At 68.4% G+C, this 15,548-nt stretch carries 15 protein-coding genes; 9 read left to right on the top strand and 6 right to left on the bottom strand.

Annotated elements, in window-relative coordinates:
- Window positions 1–61 precede the first annotated feature (61 nt).
- Window positions 62–940 (top strand): bifunctional transcriptional activator/DNA repair enzyme AdaA, encoded by an 879-nt coding sequence (locus tag JL100_RS29440; protein ID WP_202680918.1) that lies wholly within the window; start codon window positions 62–64, stop codon window positions 938–940.
- 7 nt (window positions 941–947) lie between these two features.
- Here JL100_RS29440 and JL100_RS29435 read toward each other — a convergent pair whose 3' ends face one another.
- On the bottom strand, window positions 948–1,709 hold the full coding sequence (locus JL100_RS29435; RefSeq protein ID WP_202680917.1) for an SDR family NAD(P)-dependent oxidoreductase: 762 nt from the start codon (window positions 1,707–1,709) through the stop codon (window positions 948–950).
- 130 nt (window positions 1,710–1,839) lie between these two features.
- Here JL100_RS29435 and JL100_RS29430 point away from each other — a divergent pair, with 130 nt between their 5' ends.
- On the top strand, window positions 1,840–2,340 hold the full coding sequence (locus JL100_RS29430) for a DUF3429 domain-containing protein (protein ID WP_202680916.1): 501 nt from the start codon (window positions 1,840–1,842) through the stop codon (window positions 2,338–2,340).
- Here the strand turns inward: JL100_RS29430 and JL100_RS29425 are convergent.
- Window positions 2,337–3,278, bottom strand: coding sequence for a DMT family transporter (locus JL100_RS29425; RefSeq protein ID WP_202680915.1), 942 nt, complete (start codon window positions 3,276–3,278; stop codon window positions 2,337–2,339). The two genes, JL100_RS29430 and JL100_RS29425, sit on opposite strands and share 4 nt — an antisense overlap.
- Window positions 3,279–3,483: 205 nt before the next feature.
- Between JL100_RS29425 and JL100_RS29420 the strand changes: the two genes are divergently transcribed.
- The 3 genes from JL100_RS29420 to JL100_RS29410 all read left to right on the top strand — a co-directional run bounded on the left by JL100_RS29420 (window position 3,484) and on the right by JL100_RS29410 (window position 6,119).
- Window positions 3,484–3,774, top strand: a complete 291-nt coding sequence (locus JL100_RS29420; protein ID WP_201076117.1) for a YciI family protein — start codon at window positions 3,484–3,486, stop codon at window positions 3,772–3,774.
- Between the two features lie 105 nt (window positions 3,775–3,879).
- The gene (locus JL100_RS29415) at window positions 3,880–4,671 is read left to right on the top strand and encodes a DODA-type extradiol aromatic ring-opening family dioxygenase (RefSeq protein WP_202680914.1); all 792 of its coding nucleotides are present in this window, start codon (window positions 3,880–3,882) and stop codon (window positions 4,669–4,671) included.
- Window positions 4,672–4,772: 101 nt separating this feature from the next.
- The gene (locus tag JL100_RS29410; protein ID WP_202680913.1) at window positions 4,773–6,119 is read left to right on the top strand and encodes a DUF2254 domain-containing protein; all 1,347 of its coding nucleotides are present in this window, start codon (window positions 4,773–4,775) and stop codon (window positions 6,117–6,119) included.
- Window positions 6,120–6,159: 40 nt separating this feature from the next.
- Here the strand turns inward: JL100_RS29410 and JL100_RS29405 are convergent, their stop codons facing one another.
- A complete protein-coding gene (locus tag JL100_RS29405; RefSeq protein WP_202680912.1) occupies window positions 6,160–6,885 on the bottom strand; it encodes a carbonic anhydrase in 726 nt (241 codons plus the stop codon).
- Window positions 6,886–7,419: 534 nt separating this feature from the next.
- Here JL100_RS29405 and JL100_RS29400 point away from each other — a divergent pair.
- Window positions 7,420–8,028: a class I SAM-dependent methyltransferase gene (locus JL100_RS29400; RefSeq protein ID WP_202680911.1), complete on the top strand. Its 609-nt coding sequence runs from the start codon at window positions 7,420–7,422 to the stop codon at window positions 8,026–8,028.
- Window positions 8,029–8,196, top strand: a complete 168-nt coding sequence (locus JL100_RS29395; RefSeq protein WP_202680910.1) for a hypothetical protein — start codon at window positions 8,029–8,031, stop codon at window positions 8,194–8,196.
- A 12-nt stretch (window positions 8,197–8,208) separates the two neighbouring features.
- On the opposite strand, the gene amt is transcribed toward JL100_RS29395, so the two are convergent.
- Complete coding sequence (amt, locus tag JL100_RS29390; RefSeq protein ID WP_202680909.1) at window positions 8,209–10,581, bottom strand: ammonium transporter; 2,373 nt, start codon at window positions 10,579–10,581, stop codon at window positions 8,209–8,211.
- A gap of 508 nt (window positions 10,582–11,089) precedes the next feature.
- On the opposite strand from amt, the gene JL100_RS29385 reads away from it, so the two are divergent.
- The gene (locus tag JL100_RS29385) at window positions 11,090–11,617 is read left to right on the top strand and encodes a PAS domain-containing protein (RefSeq protein ID WP_202680908.1); all 528 of its coding nucleotides are present in this window, start codon (window positions 11,090–11,092) and stop codon (window positions 11,615–11,617) included.
- Here JL100_RS29385 and JL100_RS29380 read toward each other — a convergent pair.
- The gene (locus tag JL100_RS29380; RefSeq protein WP_202680907.1) at window positions 11,569–12,507 is read right to left on the bottom strand and encodes a DUF1848 domain-containing protein; all 939 of its coding nucleotides are present in this window, start codon (window positions 12,505–12,507) and stop codon (window positions 11,569–11,571) included. The two genes, JL100_RS29385 and JL100_RS29380, sit on opposite strands and share 49 nt — an antisense overlap.
- A gap of 130 nt (window positions 12,508–12,637) precedes the next feature.
- Entirely contained in the window at window positions 12,638–12,841 is a 204-nt protein-coding gene (locus tag JL100_RS29375) for a hypothetical protein (protein WP_202680906.1), read from the bottom strand.
- Between the two features lie 674 nt (window positions 12,842–13,515).
- Here JL100_RS29375 and dnaK point away from each other — a divergent pair.
- Window positions 13,516–15,459 carry a molecular chaperone DnaK gene (dnaK, locus tag JL100_RS29370; protein ID WP_202680905.1) on the top strand — a complete coding sequence of 648 codons (1,944 nt, stop codon included), beginning with the start codon at window positions 13,516–13,518 and terminating at the stop codon, window positions 15,457–15,459.
- Window positions 15,460–15,548: the final 89 nt, after the last annotated feature.

The raw sequence follows: 15,548 nt of genomic DNA, 5'->3' as shown, positions 1-15,548 counted from the left end.
CCCCGGAATCGGCGGCATATGCCGTTCATCCATTGCTGTCCATCGATCCGGGGAGGATGAGATGACCGCTGCCGAACTGACCGAAGACCAGGACCTCCGCAGCCACTACGCCGCCATCGCCGCCGCGATCGACCGGATCGTGGACGGCTACCAGGACCAGCCCTCGCTGGAGGACATGGCCGCGGCGGCCAACATGAGCCCGTTCCATTTCCAGCGCGTGTTCAAGCGCTGGGCCGGGATCAGCCCCAAGCGCTTCGCCCAGTTCGTGACCCTGGGCCATGCCAAGCGTCTGCTGGACGAGGACGGCAGCGTGCTGGATACCGCGCTGGAGGTGGGGCTGTCCGGCCCCAGCCGCCTGCACGACCTGTTCGTCGCATGCGAGGCGATGACCCCCGGCGACTACAAGGCCGGGGCCGCCAGCCTGACGGTCCGCTGGGGCCTGCACGACAGCCCGTTCGGCCGCGCGTTGATGGCGGCCACGCCGCGCGGGCTGTGCTGGCTGAGCTTCGTGATCGACGGCGACGATCGGGCGGCGGTCGCCACCTTCCGGGAGGAATGGGGCGAGTCCGTGCTGGTCGAGGACCCCGCCGCCACCGCCGGGATCGCGGACCGGGTCTTCGGCGGCGTAGCGACGGTAGAGGGGGCGGCGGGAGAGGCGATCCCGCTGGTGCTGCGCGGCACCAATTTCCAAATCAAGGTGTGGGAGGCGCTGCTTCGCATCCCCGCCGGCCGGTTCGTCAGCTACCAGGACCTGGCCCGGGCGGTCGGCCGGCCGGAGGCGCCGCGCGCCGTCGGGGCCGCCGTGGGGCGCAACCCGATCAGCCTGATCATCCCGTGCCACCGGGTGATCCTGAAGTCGGGCGTCGTCCACAATTACCGCTGGGGCGTGCGCCGCAAGAAGGCCCTGCTGGCCTACGAGGCGGCGCGCGCCGCGGGATAAGCCCGACTTACTTCGGTGCCAGGCGCAGGGCGCCGTCCAGGCGGATGACGTCGCCGTTCAGCATGACGTTGCCGATGATGTGCAGCGCCAGGTCGGCGTATTCGCCCGCGTCGCCGAAGCGGTTGGGGAACGGGACCGAGGCGGCGAGGCTGTCCTGGACCTCCTGCGGCATGGTCAGAAGCATCGGCGTGGCGATCAGGCCCGGCGCGATGGTCATGACCCGGATGCCGAAGCGCGCCAGTTCGCGCGCCGCCGGCAGGCCGAGCGCGATCACCCCGCCCTTGGACGAGCCGTAGGCGGCCTGCCCGATCTGGCCCTCGAACCCGGCGACCGACGCCGTGTTGATGATGACGCCCCGCTCCGAGGTCTCCAGCGGGTCGAGCTTGCTCATGTCGTAGGCGGCCAGCCGCATCACGTTGAAGGTGCCGACCAGGTTGATGTCCACCACCCGCTTGAAGGCGGCGAGGTCGAGCGGCCCCTCGCGGCCGACGATGCGACCGGGCGTCGCCACGCCGGCGCAGCTGACCGCGATCCGGGCCGGCCCGTGGGCGTCGCGCGCCGTGGCGAAGGCCGCCTCGGTGCTGGCGGCGTCGGACACGTCGCACTGGACCGCGATCCCGCCGATCTCGTCGGCGACCGCCTGGACGGCATCGACGTTGAGGTCGAACAGGGCGACCTTGGCGCCTTCCGCCGCGAGGCGCCGGGCGGTCTCCGCCCCCATGCCCGAGCCGCCGCCGGTGATGATGGCGGCATGATTCCTGACCTTCATCGGTCTTCCTCCCCTTACACTGTTGGATCGGCCCGCTCTTTAGCAGAGTGGGCGGGCGATTGCAGCACCCGGCGGGGAATGGCGGCGGGGGATGGACGGAACAGCCCGCCGCCCTAGTTTAACAGCGGCCATGCTGTCCGATACCCCCCGCCCCGCCCTCGCGCTCGGCTTCGCCGGGCTTATCCCCTTCTATCTGGGAGCCGTCGCCGTGTGGCTGGCGCCGCTGCCCTGGAACGTCCATGCGCTCCAGGTGCAGGTGCTCTATGCCGCGACGATCCTGTCGTTCCTGGGTGCCGTCCATTGGGGACTGGCGCTGGCGAACTGGGGCGGCGATCCCCCGTCCCCCGGAAATCCGGCGCCCGCCATGACCTGGACCCGCCTGGGCTGGAGCGTGGTGCCGCCGCTGGTGGCCTGGATCGCCGTCGCCCTGACGGCGGTGCCGGCGCTGGTCACCTTCATCGTCGCCTTCGCCGGCATGTATCTCGGCGACCGCGCCGCGGTGCGCTCCGGGCATGCGCCCGCCTGGTACCTGCCGATGCGCGGCGTCCTGACCGTGCTGGTGATCCTGGCGCTCGCCCTGTCGCTCGCCCGGGTGCTGCTGGGCCTGGCGCCCGGTCCGGCCGCCGGCTAGCGGCCGGGGTCGCGGACGCTGGCCGAGGCCGCGGCGGCCGTCCGCTCCCGGCGGGCCAGCGACGCCTCCCGCTGGGCGATGTAGATGGTGGAACCGGCGATGATCCCGGCGCCGACCCAGGCCCACAGGTCCATGGTCTCGCCGAACATGAGGTAGCCGAGCAATGCCGCGAAGGGCAGCTTGGTATAGTCGAACGGCATCATCGCGGAGGCGTCGGCCATGTGGAAGGCGCGGGTCAGCGACAGGTGGCCCAGGGTCGCGACGCCGCCCATGGCGACCAGCCAGACCAGCATCCCCCAGCTCGGCCAGGACCAGACGAACAGCGCCGGGACCAGCGACATCGGCGTCAGGAACAGCACCATGTAGGTCACCATGGCGGTGGTCGACTCGGTCCGCGCCAGCGCCTTGACCTGGAGCGCCGACGCCGCGCTGAAGCAGGCGGACACCAGCACCAGCACCGCCATCAGGTCTATGGCCTCGGCATCGGGCCTGACGATCACGAGGACGCCGAGGAACCCGACGACGGTGGCGGTCCAGCGCCGCAGCCGGACCACCTCGCCCAGGAAGAGCGCCGCGCCCACGGTGGCGAACAGCGGCGTGGTGAAGTTGAGCGCCACCGCCTCCGCCAGGGGCATCACGCTGATCGCGTAGAACCAGGTCAGCATGGCGGCCAGCCCGGTCAGGGCGCGGGTCGAGTAGAGGCCCCATTTGCGGGTCCGCAGGCCGCCCAGCCCCGCCCGCATCAGCCAGGGCAGCATGAAGGCCAGGCTGAAGAAGTTGCGGAAGAAGGTGACCTGGAAAGGGTGCAGCTCGGTCGAGGCATGGCGGATCAGCAGGTTCAGCACCGAGAACAGGGCCGCCGCCGTGACCATCCACAGCGCCCCCTCCACCGTGACGGAGAGCTTGGACGGGAACAGGCGCGTGCTGAAGAAAGCCACTGGGGAGGACTGCCGGATCTGCTGCGGAAAAGAAGGCGGCGGGAAAATCGTATGTGCGACACTATGCCCGTATCCTTCCCGGGGACCAACCGACGGTGGCCGGGAAGGCTTGCGCAGAGCGCAAATCTGCCATGCGGCGTCCCGGTTCCCGGGGGGACCGGCCTATGGTGGGATGGCGAAGCACCGATTTGGGAGGAAACCGAAGATGCAGTTCCTGGTCATCGCCTATGACGGGACCGACGAAGCGGCGCTGGACCGGCGCATGGCGGTCCGCGAGGCCCATATAGAGGCCGCCCGCGCCATGAAGGCTGACGGCAGCATGATCGTCGGCGGCGCCATCCTGGACGACGAGGGGCGCATGATCGGCTCCTCCTGCATCGTGGAGATGCCCGACCGGGCCGCCGTGGATGCCTGGCTGGCCCGCGATCCCTATGTCACCGGCAATGTCTGGCAGAAGATCGAGGTGCGTCCGTTCCGCTGCGCGCCGCTGGCATAGTTGCACCCGGCGATACAGTCCATCGACTTGGCGGTGGATTATACTGCCGGATGATCGGGTCCATAATGGGGGTAGGTGATCGTCAGCCCCCTTTGGAGCCTTGCCATGTCCCGTTTCCCCAGCCTGTTCGTCTCGCACGGTTCGCCCACCCTGGCCCTGGAGCGGGGCGGTGCCGCCGATTTCCTGCGCGGCTACGGCGAGCGGCTGGGAAGGCCGGAAGCGATCCTGGTGGTGTCCGCCCACTGGGAGACCGCGGCGCCGACGGTCGGCACCAGCGCCGCGCCCGGGACCATCCACGATTTCAGGGGCTTTCCGGAAGCCCTGCACCGGATCCGCTATCCCGCCCCGGGCGCACCGGAAACGGCCATGGAGGCGGCGCGCCTGGTGGAATCCGCGACGGGGCGGCCGGTCAGGCTCGATCCCGACCGGGGGCTCGACCATGGGGCCTGGGTGCCGCTGTCGCTGATGTATCCCGCGGCCGACATCCCGGTCGCCCAGCTCTCGATCCTGCGCGACGGCGGCCCGGCCGATCATCTGGCGCTCGGCGAGGCCATCCGCCCGCTGCGCGACTCGGGCGTGCTGGTGCTGGCGTCGGGCAGCGCCACCCATAACCTGTACGAGTTCAGGGGCAACGCCCACGACGCGCCGGCGCCGGGCTGGGTCTCGGAGTTCGGCGAGTGGCTGGCCGAAGCGATCCGCGACGGCCGCACCGCCGATTTGGCACACTATCGCCGGCTGGCCCCCTCCGCGGAGCGCAACCACCCGACCGAGGAGCACCTGATGCCGCTGTTCGCGGCGATCGGCGCCGCGTCGCCGGACTCGGGATCGAGGGGCACCCGCGTCCATGCCAGCCACGCCTTCGGCGTGCTGGCGATGGATGTCTACGAGTTCGCGTGACCGTTCGGGCCTGATCCGAGGGGAGCGCGCGGCCGCGGAACGGATTCGCGTGGATTGTGTTCAAATCCGAACCTGTCCCCGGCTGTCGAGCGGATGATCCCTTGGAAATTCGAAACTCCACCTATGACCGGCTGCTCAACATATGGGGACGGCTGAAGACCAACCTGTGGTTCGTCCCCATGCTGATGACGCTGGGCGCCCTGGTCCTGGCGGTGTTCGCGCTCGGCATCGACGCCAACCTGCTGAAGAGCGACGAGCGCGCCTGGTGGCTGTACGGGGGCAAGGCGGAGAACGCCAGCGAGCTGCTGTCCACGCTGCTGTCGTCGATCATCACCATGTCGACGCTGGCGATCTCGATCACCATGGTCGTGCTGACCCTGGCGGCCAGCCAGCTCGGGCCGCGGCTGATCAGGAACTTCATCGGCGACCGCCGCACCCAGATGGCCCTGGGCTTCTTCGTGATGACCATCGTCTACCTGCTGCTGGTCTACCGGCGGGTCGACGACCACCTGGCCGCCGACAACGTGCCGAACGTCGCCATCACGGTCGGCTCCGCCATGTCGCTGGCCTGTATCTTCCTGCTGCTTTTCTATGTCCACCATCTCGCCAGCTCGATCGTTTCGGACACGGTGATCAACCGGGTCGGCGCCGAGCTGGACGAGGTGCTGCGGCGGCTGCTGCCGGAGGTGGACCCGTCCTCCGGAAGCGACCGCGAGGACGGACGGCGCGACGAAGGAGAATCCACGGGGGGCGGAGGGGCCGAACTGAGCCTGCCCAAGGGCGGCTATGTCCAGACCATCGACCATTCCGCGCTGGTGGCGCTGGCGCGGGAGCACGACGCCGTGCTGACGCTGCGGTTCCGCGCGGGATGGCATCTGCTGGCCGGCGGCCGCCACGCCTCGTTCAGCCCGCGCGACCGCTCCGCCGACGAGATCGCCAGGGGGTTGGCCTCGGCCGTCGTCATCGGCGCGGACCGGACGCCGACCCAGGACACCGAGTTCTGCATCCGCCAGCTGGTCGAGGTGGGGCTGCGCGCGCTGTCGCCCGGTATCAACGATCCCTATACCGCCGTGGCGGTGATCGACCGCCTGACGGCGTCGCTGGCGATCGCCATGTCACGGGACATGGAGCCCGTGCTGCACCGGGACGAGGACGGCAAGGTGAGGCTGGTCGCCCATCCCGCCACCTTCACCGGGCTGGTCGACCGATCCTTCAACGAGATCCGGCAGGCCGCCGCCGGGAAGACCGCCATCCTGATCCACCTGCTCGATTCGATCGACCGGCTGGCGGCCCATGTCCGGACCGTCGAGCAGCGCGATGCGCTGGCCCGACAGGCCGGAATGATCGCGTCGGCCGGCCAGCGCGACGTGGAGGAGGAGCAGGACCAGGCCGAGATCGCGGACCGGCACGAGGCGGCGCTGGCCAGCCTGATCGCCACCGATCCGTGACGGATCCGTAACGGACCGGTGGCGATCGGGGCCCGCCGGGTCAGGCGTCCTCGAAGAAGTCCACCACGCCGTCGTCCAGGTCGTAGCGGGCGCCGACGATCTTCAGCTTGCCCGCTTCCAGCGGATCGACGAGCAGCGGTTGGGATTCGCGCAGCCGCCGGACGATCCGCCGGACGTTGGCCCGGACCGCGTTGTCCAGAAGGTCGCCCGGCTGGTCGCGCACGGCCAGGACCGCGGGGATGATCGGCTCGACCATCCTGCCGATGCTGCCGGCGAACCTGGCGTTGTCGCGCACCACCGACACCGCGGCGGCGACCGCGCCGCACCGCTCGTGGCCCATCACGACGACCAGCGGCACGCCCAGCTCCGCCACCGCGTATTCGATGCTGCCCAGCGCCGCGGTGTCCACGGTGTTGCCCGCGTTGCGCACGATGAACAGTTCGCCCAGGCCGCGGCCGAACAGCAGTTCCGGCGGCACGCGGCTGTCGGAGCAACTCACCAGCACGGCGAAGGGCGTCTGGCCGCGCGCGATCTCGATCCGGCGGTCGCGGTTCTCGCCGGCGCGGTAGGCGCTGTCGGTGAGGAAGTTGCGGTTTCCCTCCTTCAGCAGTTGGAGCGCCTGGTCGGGCGTCAGGTCGGTCCTGGCGGCCGGGCCGGCCGAGAAAGCCGTGCCGACCGGAAGGATCGCGCCGGCCAGGGCCCCCGCCGCGGCGCCGCCGCAGGCCTGCTTGAAGAATGTCCGCCTGGACTTGTCTATCCCGGTCACTGTCGTTTTTCCCCTTCGTAGCTTGGGTTTCCCCTTACGGTGACCCTTGGTTTCAGAGCCCCCGTGAACCTTGCAACAGGAATTGTGAGCGGGAGTCCCTGCGGCTGAATCGATTGTTCCGGTAATTCTGGCGGAATTGAGCAGGACCATTGAAGTCAACTTGCGGTTTGGCGCTTCGCTGCCGCGACGGTGGGCACCACAACGCCACGGGGCGATTGGTCGGTTCGGCGGCTTTCAACGGGAAAGACTGCGAGAGACGGAAGCCCATGTAGAAATCGACCCAGCCCCTTTCGCGCAAAGATATCGTCGCGATCTACGAGGTGCTGCTTGGCCGCCGGCCCGAGAGCGACAGCGTCATCGAGGATTATCGCCGCATGCGCTCTGCGGCCGAGGTCGTGCGCTCCATAGGACAGTCCCGCGAGTTCGCTGAAAAGCGGATTTCGAGTCCCTTCCATCATTATCACACCTGTTTCGACGCCCAGGAGATCATGCGGCGTCATGCGGTGCCGGGGGCTCGAGCCACGTGACGGCCACTTGACCAACTTCCTCGGTGTCGTCATCCACAGCGGGTTCCTGCCTGGAATCCTGGGGGACCGGGCCGGGCAGGTCGAGGACATCCCGATCCCGGCCAACTGGCACGCCGACATCGCCGAATGGGGTGCGGCCCTGCGCGCGGTCGAGCTGGCCCGGGAAAGCTTCACCATGGCCGAACTGGGCTGCGGCTGGGGCTGCTGGATGAGCAACACCGGGGTCGTCGCCCGGCGCCTGGGCCTCAAGCCGCACCTGATCGGCGTCGAAGGCGACGAGGGGCACATCGCCTTCGCGCGGGAGGCCTGCGCCTCCAACGGCTTCGCCGAGGATGAGGTCACCCTGTTCCACGGGATCGCCGCCGCCACGGCGGGCACGGCCCTGTTTCCGCGCCAGAAGACCTCGGGCATGGAATGGGGGCTGGAGCCCATCTTCAACGCGACCGGGGAGGAGCGCGGCCGGGCGCTCCGCGAAGGGAGCCATGACGAATTGCCGATGATCCCGCTCGACGAGGTCATCGGCGACCGACTCGACCTCCTGCACGTGGACATCCAGGGCGGCGAAGCCGACCTGGTGGATGGCTGCATCGACACCCTGTCGCGCCGGGTGGCCTAAATGGTGATCGGCACCCACTCCCGCCAGATCGAGGGGCGCCTGATGGACAGCCTGCCCAAGGCCGGGTGGACCCTCGAAATGGAGCGACCGGCCATCATCCGGCTTTCCGAGGGCACCCAGCTGACCCTGGTGGACGGGATCCAAGGCTGGCGGAATACCGCGCGCTGACGCTCCGGCAGGCTATTCCGCGGCGTGGGCCAGGGCGGGCGGGGCGGCGGCACCCGGTTCCGCCACCACGGTCCCGACCAGTCCGCGCAGCCGCTGGGCGATGGCGCCGATCGCCGAGGCGGTGACCGCGAGCTGGTCGGCCCGGACGTTGGTCGCCTCCGCGGCGCCCCGCATCGCCTGGACCTCCGTGGTCACCCGGATGCTGTCCGACGCCGCGGTCTCGGCGATCTCGAGGGCGCCGCGCGCGGCTTCCGCCACCTCGCCGATCGAGCCGGCGACGTTGGACGATTCGCCGCTGGCGTTGCCCATGCTCTCGACGATGTGCTGGGCCGCGTCGGCCTGTTCGGCCAGCGCCGCCGAGACCGAGCGGACCGATTCGTCCAGGGTGCCGACCACCTCGGTGATGGTCCGGATCACCGACACGGCCTCACCCGCCTCGCCCTGGATCGCGCCGACCTTGCCCTCGATGTCCTCGACCGCGCGGGCGGTCTGGCCGGCGAGGTTCTTGACCTCCTGCGCCACCACGGCGAAGCCCTTGCCGGCCTCCCCGGCTCTGGCCGCCTCGATGGTGGCGTTGAGCGCCAGCAGGTTGGTCTGGCCGGCGATCTCGCGGATCAGGCGCAGGACGTCGCCGATCGCCCCGGCGGCGACGCTCAGCTGGTCGACCGTGGAGGATGCCCGGCCGGCCTGGTCCATGGCCTGTTCGACCACCTGCCGGGCCGCCGCCATCCCGGTCTCGATCGAGGCGATCCGCTCGGTCACCCGCCGGGTGTCGGCGGCGGCCGCCCCGATATGGGCGGACATGCTGGCGGCGCTGCGGTCGATGCTGTCGGCGTTGGCCCGCACGCCGCTGACGGCGCCGGTGATCCTGACCATGTCCTCGGCCATGGTCCCGGTCGAACGCGACACCGACACCGCCTTCGCGGTGGCGTCATGCGCCTGGGCGGCCAGGTCGGAGGACAGCGCCATCAGGTCGTCGGCCGCCCGCGACAGGTCGCGCGCCCCGTCGGCGACGCCGCCGACGATCGCCTCGATATTGTCGATCAGCCGGTTGTAGGCGTAGGCCAGCTCCGACGACTCGTCGCCGCGGCCCTCCTCCAGCCGCACCTTCAGGTCGGCGCCGCCGCGCGACAGCGCGAGCATGTTGTTGAGCAGCTGCCCGGTGCCCAGCGTGGCGCCGTGCTCCGCCTCGTTCAGGCCCAGCAGCTCCTCCTCCCGCGAGACCCTCATGCCGCCGGCGATGTTGCTGTTGAGCAGCCTGAAGAACAGGTACGAGACGCCGAATCCCCACGCGAAGGCGACCGCCACCCCCTGCGCCTGGATCAGGAGCTGGGACAGGACGTCGCCCGCCGGGAGCTTGTCGGCGGTGGCGAAGAACGCCGTCATCAGGGTCCCCCAGGCGCCGCAGACGCCATGGACCGGGACCGCGCCGACGGCATCGTCCAGCTTGAACACCCGCTCCAGCAGCTCGCCCGCCGCCAGGACGACCAGTCCGCTCGAAAGCCCGATGAAGACGGCCCCGCCGGAGGTCACCGCGTCGCACCCCGCGGTGATGCCGACCAGCCCGCCGAGCACGCCGTTGATCACCCGGTCGACCCGCCAGTTGTGGTCGACCATCCGTCCGGCGAACATGCCGGACAGGCCGCCCATGGCGCCGGACACGATGGTGTTGAACACGATGTGGGCGAATTGCGGCGTGCCGGCCAGGGTCGAGCCGCCGTTGAAGCCGATCCAGCCGACCCACAGGATCAGCGCGCCGGAAGTCGCCAGCACCGGGCTGTGCCCGTGGATCTTGACCGGCCGGCCATGCTGGTCGAACCGGCCGATTCGCGGTCCCATCACGATCACCGCGGCCAGCGCCACCCAGCCGCCGATCGAATGCACCACGGTCGAGCCGGCGAAGTCGATGAAGCCCTGGCTGCCCAGGAAGGCGTGGTTGCCCGTGTCCAGCAGGTTGCCCCAGGCCCAGTGGCCGAACACCGGATATATGACCGCCGAGACGAAGACCGTCGCCCAGAGATAGCTGCCGAACCGCATCCGCTCCGCCACGGCGCCGGACACGATGGTGGCGGCGGTGCCGCAGAACACGAGCTGGAAGATGAAGAAGGCGTAGTCCCAGTCGCTGGCGTGGTTGAACAGCATCATGCCGGTACTCCAGCCGACCAGGCCGGCCTGGTCGGCGCCGAACATGACGGCGAAGCCGACCATCCCGAAGATTCCCACGGCCAGGACGAAATCCACCAGGTTCTTCTGGGCGACGTTGACCGAGTTCTTCGAGCGCACCAGCCCGGCTTCGAGCAGCAGGAACCCGACCTGCATCAGCATGACCAGGGCCGCGGCCGCCATGACCCAGACATAGTTGAGGTTGGTCTGGAAGGTCTCCACAGCGGCGATCCGGGCCGCCAGGTCGCCGGCCGGGTCGGCCGCCTGGGCCAGGGCGGGACCGGCCTGAAGGGCCGATGAGGACAGGGCCGCAAGCAGGACGGCCGCAGTTCGCCGGAATACGGGCCGTGACGAGCGGCGGGAAACATGAACAGAATGGTTTGAATGGGTGATGGGGCAAGGAGCGTGAATTGTCGCTGATCGCATTATCAACTCCCCTGAATGACATCTAAGTAAAGCACCGCCACAGCAGATCCGCCGTATCGGCACGACTATGATTCATAAAATGCCGTGCAATCAAGCATTCATACAACCCTGAGGCATACTGAACCGTTCTTTTGCGATGTCGGATAAAGTAGCCGATTCTAAGATACCGGTAATTCGGCTGGTCAGCACGGGGTACATACGTTAGTATTGAAAGCAATCTGTTAAGGATTCGTGACTTGACGGCCGCCAAGTCTTCGGTCGAGCTTGTGGATTCCTTAAGTTCATACCGGTAGCCTCGCCAAGCATGACCAGCAACTCGCACCTTCCTGCCGAAAAGCTCCGCAGTCTGTACGCCCTCTGGTCCTCGCGCCTCGACGGGGGCGCCCTGCCGTCGCGGTCGAGTTTCCATCCGGAGGAGTTCCAACCCTGGATGGGCAACCTGCTGGTCATCGGGGTGGAGGGAAATCCCCGCCGCTTCCGCCTGCGGCTGGTCGGGACCGAGATCGTCTACTACGACGGCGCGGACTATACCGGGCGTTTCCTGGACGAAGTCCTGAAGCCGCCGGTCGCCCGGGTGGTGCTCAGCCAGTTCGAGGACTGCGCGGCAAGCGCCAGGCCGATGGCCTTCCGGTACCGCAGCGCCTCCTTCCGGGGCGTCGAGGCGGGCATCGACAAGCTGTTCCTGCCTTTCTCCCAGGACGGGCGGACCGTCTGCCAGATCTTCACCTGCCTTTACGCGTCCTTCGCCGACCCCCATGCCCGCGAGCGGCCGACCATCCAGGATTATGAGCTGGACGGCTCGACGGTGGTCTTCGACCCGGCGGAACTCTGAGCCGGCGGGTTCGGGGCGACCAGGAACTCTCCGTCCGGATCGTGGGCCCTCGCCCGGCGCAGGGCCGCCGGCCGGCTCGCCACGGCGTAGCAATAGGCGCAGCCCTGGACGCAGGTGTCGTAGTCCCCGATGTCCCGGCTTTCGGCGCAGTCGCAGCCCGGCCGGTTGCCCTTGCGCCGGCCCGCCACCGGCCGGCCTGCGACGTCGCCCAGGCGCGCCGTATCGACGCACCGGGCGGCCGACACGCCGGGCACGTCGAGCAGGCGGGGCTGGGTGCACAGGGTCGGCGCCATGCCTTCCCCGGCCGCGATCGCCGCAAGGTCGGCCAGGAGCGCCCGCTTCTCCGGCTCCTCCGGGTCGTGCCAGGCGAAGCCGTGGGCGCGGGCGGCGGCGTCCAGGTTGCGGGCGGTCTTGCGGTAGGGCTGCATGAACGACATGACCACCTCGTCCACCGCGCCGGACAGCGCCCGGGCGAGGCCGGCGAAATTGGCGCGGTGCCAGGCGGCGCCGGTCAGGGACGACAGGACGATCGGATCGTAGCGCCAGACGACGGCGCGCGGTCCCCAGCGGTCACGGAGCGCGCGGATCTGATCCACCGAGCGGGCGGTATCCGGCACGTTCGACTCGAGCGCGCGGGGATATCCTGTCAGCGTCACCTGGACCATGAAGGGATGTCCCCGCCGGGCGACGGCCTCCAGCGCGTCCATGAAGGGCCAGGCGTTGCGGGTCCAGAAGACGAAGCCGTCCACCACCGCGGGCGTGAGGTCGATCCGGTGGACCTGCCGGCCATAGGGGTTGACCACGTTGCAGAAGCCGGCGTCCAGCCGGTTGAGGAACCAGCGGCCATGGAACGCCGGTATATCCGTCTTGTAGCTGGCGGAAATGATCATCCGGCTTTCTCCGGCGGACCGAGACCCGCGGTCGCCGGTCCCGGCGAGAGGGAGCCGGGACTGCCGGAAAATCCCCGACAGTCCCTTGAAATCATTGAAAAATAAAGCAAAGCAGTTCAGCAGGGCCGGGTCAGCAGTGGCCGGCTTCTCCCGACATCAGGGCCTTCAGCAGGTTGGCCTGCGGGTCCGCCGACTGGGCCGCTTCCTCGGCCGCCAGGGCGGCAAGGCTTACGAAATGGGCGAGTTCGGTCAATTCGTTGTCCTTGGCATCCTGCGCCAGGCTGTCAAGGCAGGACTTGATCGCGAGCGCCAAATCGCGACGTCTGTGGGTCATGATGAATTTACCCTCTAATGAACACGCCACCGACTCCGGGCGAGGCCGTCGGCGTCCCCCACACCTCACGTTCGCCTTGCCCGGGAAAAGATATATCATAATCGTTGGGGATAAGAAGGTGGATAATATAAAGCCGAACAGAAATAACAGCAACCATCAATTGCGTCTCATGACAAAAGCACACCGATATACTTTAATCATACGTTAACTTCAAGCAAAAACTCAGACATATACCCCCTTGTTACTCCTTGTCGGTTTGCTTGGACTTGGTAAGAATTGACACTGGGGGTAGCACCCCGCAATGGAGATTCAAACTCGGCGCTGTGATTCCCTGGCGCCCGCGACGCGCCGGCCATAACGGGCTGTTCGTGACCCGGCTTCCTCCCGGCGACGGGCACCGGTGCGGCAGGCGGTCGCGCTCCCGCCCCGACGGACCCCGCTCCATCTGTGGCTTTCGGGCCTCGGATTTCGGGTCCGACGCCCCGTGTCCGGCGCATTTGCCTTGCCCCGGGGCGGTTGCAGCCTTCGGAGCACCTGCCTATATCTCCGGTCAGACTGAGAGATCATCTGAACTCCAACACCGTTCCATACCCTCAACCACCAGAACCAAGGGGGCCGTGGCGGTGCCGAAGTACCGGGCCGCGACTGGTCTGCCGTAACAAAGAGGCTGAATGATGAGCAAAGTGATTGGTATCGACCTGGGCACCACGAACTCGTGCGTGGCCGTCATGGAAGGCGGCAGCGCCAAGGTCATCGAGAACACCGAAGGCGCCCGGACGACGCCGTCGATGGTCGCCTTCACCCAGGGTGGCGAGCGTCTGGTCGGCCAGCCGGCCAAGCGCCAGGCGGTGACCAATCCCGACAACACCCTGTTCGCGATCAAGCGCCTGATCGGTCGCCGCTACGACGATCCGCTGACCCAGAAGGACAAGGGCCTCGTTTCCTACAAGATCGTCGGCGGCGACAACGGCGACGCCTGGGTGGAGAGCCACGGCAAGAAGTACAGCCCCAGCCAGATCAGCGCCTTCATCCTTCAGAAGATGAAGGAGACCGCCGAGAATTACCTGGGCGAGAAGGTCACGCAGGCCGTCATCACCGTCCCCGCCTACTTCAACGATAGCCAGCGCCAGGCGACCAAGGACGCCGGCAAGATCGCGGGCCTCGAAGTCCTGCGCATCATCAACGAGCCGACCGCGGCGGCGCTGGCCTACGGCATGGAGAAGAAGGGCAGCGGCACCATCGCGGTCTACGACCTGGGCGGCGGCACCTTCGACGTGTCGGTGCTGGAGATCGGCGACGGCGTGTTCGAGGTGAAGTCGACCAACGGCGACACCTTCCTGGGCGGCGAGGACTTCGACGCCCGCATCATCGATTATCTCGCCGACGAGTTCAGGAAAGAGCAGGGCATCGACCTGCGGAACGACCGCCTGGCCCTGCAGCGCCTGAAGGAAGCCGCCGAGAAGGCGAAGATCGAGCTGTCGTCCGGCATGCAGACGGAAGTGAACCTGCCGTTCATCACCGCCGACCAGTCCGGTCCGAAGCACCTGAACATCAAGCTGACCCGCGCCAAGCTGGAAGCCCTGGTGGACGACCTGGTGCAGCGCACGATCGAGCCGTGCAAGGCCGCCCTGAAGGACGCCGGCCTGAAGGCGAACGAGATCGACGAGGTGATCCTGGTCGGCGGCATGACCCGCATGCCCAAGATCATGGACACCGTGAAGCAGTTCTTCGGCCGTGAGCCCCACCGCGGCGTGAACCCGGACGAGGTCGTCGCGATCGGCGCCGCGATCCAGGGCGGCGTTCTGAAGGGCGACGTCAAGGACGTGCTGCTGCTGGACGTGACCCCGCTGTCGCTGGGCATCGAGACCCTGGGCGGCGTGTTCACCCGGCTGATCGACCGCAACACCACGATCCCGACCAAGAAGAGCCAGACCTTCTCGACCGCCGAGGACAACCAGAGCGCCGTGACGATCCGGGTGTTCCAGGGCGAGCGCGAGATGGCGGCCGACAACAAGCTGCTGGGCCAGTTCGACCTGGTCGGCATCCCGCCCGCCCCGCGCGGCGTGCCCCAGGTCGAGGTGACCTTCGACATCGACGCCAACGGCATCGTCAGCGTCGGCGCCAAGGACAAGGCCACCGGCAAGGAACAGTCGGTCCGCATCCAGGCCTCGGGCGGCCTGTCCGACGCCGATGTCGAGAAGATGGTCAAGGACGCCGAGGCGCATGCCGCCGAGGACAAGAAGCGGCGTGAGCTGGTCGAGCTGCGCAACCAGGCCGACGGCCTGATCCACACCACCGAGCGCACCATCAAGGAAGCCGGCGACAAGATCCCGGCGGCCGACAAGACCGCCGCGGAGAAGGCCATCGCCGAGCTGCGCGAGGCGGTCGGCGGCGACGACGCCGCGGCGATCAAGGCCAAGACCGACGCGCTGGCCCAGGCGTCCATGAAGCTTGGCGAGGCCATGTACAAGGCCGGCCAGGACGACGGCGCGGGTGGTGCCGGCGGCCCGGGTGCCGGTGGCGCCGCCGGGGCCGGGGCGCAGGCGGGCGGCGACTCGACCGTGGTCGATGCCGACTTCGAGGAAGTCGACGACGACAAGAAGAGCAAGTCGGCCTGATCGGCGGCTCTTCACGCCCGGGTCCGGGGGAGGCGGCCTGAAATCCGCCCTCCCCCGCGACGGGATTTGTGTGGCATTGTGTCTTCCGC

It is taken from the genome of Skermanella mucosa (assembly GCF_016765655.2).
GTDB lineage: Bacteria > Pseudomonadota > Alphaproteobacteria > Azospirillales > Azospirillaceae > Skermanella > Skermanella mucosa.
Note: the sequence above shows the minus strand (reverse complement) of the source record. Positions and strands in the feature narration are given on the sequence as shown.

Bases quoted from the DNA above. Each gene is read 5' to 3' on its own strand.
- JL100_RS29415 (WP_202680914.1), top strand. From the start codon at position 3,880: ATGTCCCGTTTCCCCAGCCTGTTCGTCTCGCACGGTTCGCCCACCCTG.
- JL100_RS29435 (WP_202680917.1), bottom strand. From the start codon at position 1,709: ATGAAGGTCAGGAATCATGCCGCCATCATCACCGGCGGCGGCTCGGGC.
- JL100_RS29380 (WP_202680907.1), bottom strand. From the start codon at position 12,507: ATGATCATTTCCGCCAGCTACAAGACGGATATACCGGCGTTCCATGGC.
- JL100_RS29385 (WP_202680908.1), top strand. From the start codon at position 11,090: ATGACCAGCAACTCGCACCTTCCTGCCGAAAAGCTCCGCAGTCTGTAC.
- dnaK (WP_202680905.1), top strand. From the start codon at position 13,516: ATGAGCAAAGTGATTGGTATCGACCTGGGCACCACGAACTCGTGCGTG.
- JL100_RS29430 (WP_202680916.1), top strand. From the start codon at position 1,840: ATGCTGTCCGATACCCCCCGCCCCGCCCTCGCGCTCGGCTTCGCCGGG.
- JL100_RS29440 (WP_202680918.1), top strand. From the start codon at position 62: ATGACCGCTGCCGAACTGACCGAAGACCAGGACCTCCGCAGCCACTAC.
- JL100_RS29395 (WP_202680910.1), top strand. From the start codon at position 8,029: ATGGTGATCGGCACCCACTCCCGCCAGATCGAGGGGCGCCTGATGGAC.
- JL100_RS29375 (WP_202680906.1), bottom strand. From the start codon at position 12,841: ATGACCCACAGACGTCGCGATTTGGCGCTCGCGATCAAGTCCTGCCTT.
- JL100_RS29420 (WP_201076117.1), top strand. From the start codon at position 3,484: ATGCAGTTCCTGGTCATCGCCTATGACGGGACCGACGAAGCGGCGCTG.